At 65.8% G+C, this 278-nt stretch carries 1 protein-coding gene; it reads left to right on the top strand.

The genetic code is table 11. The features are described from left to right. Nucleotides 1-278: hypothetical protein (locus Q5762_RS38065; protein ID WP_315896887.1), on the top strand; the 278-nt coding region annotated here is incomplete at both ends.

The raw sequence follows: 278 nt of genomic DNA, 5'->3' as shown, positions 1-278 counted from the left end.
GTCAAGCGGTCTATCTGGAGGGTCGCTACGGCGATGAAGGCTTCGACCACACTCGGCCCGAGACATGGCAGCCAAGCATGGCCTCCCTGGTGGAGCACGGCGTGCGCATCATTGCTCCGCCTACCTGGATGCTGGTCGAACCGAACCCCGCGTTTGGCAACGACGCGCAGGCAAGACGCCTACAGGCATCGCGCTATGCCCGCCGTGCAAGGGAAGCAGGCCTGGACATCATCGCCTGGACCTTCGAACGTTCCGGCCCCCTCGGGGACGGCGGGCAG

Origin of the sequence: Streptomyces sp. P9(2023), assembly GCF_032436795.1 — a bacterium.
Classification (GTDB): domain Bacteria; phylum Actinomycetota; class Actinomycetes; order Streptomycetales; family Streptomycetaceae; genus Streptomyces.
This window is presented reverse-complemented; position numbering and strand designations above follow the sequence as displayed.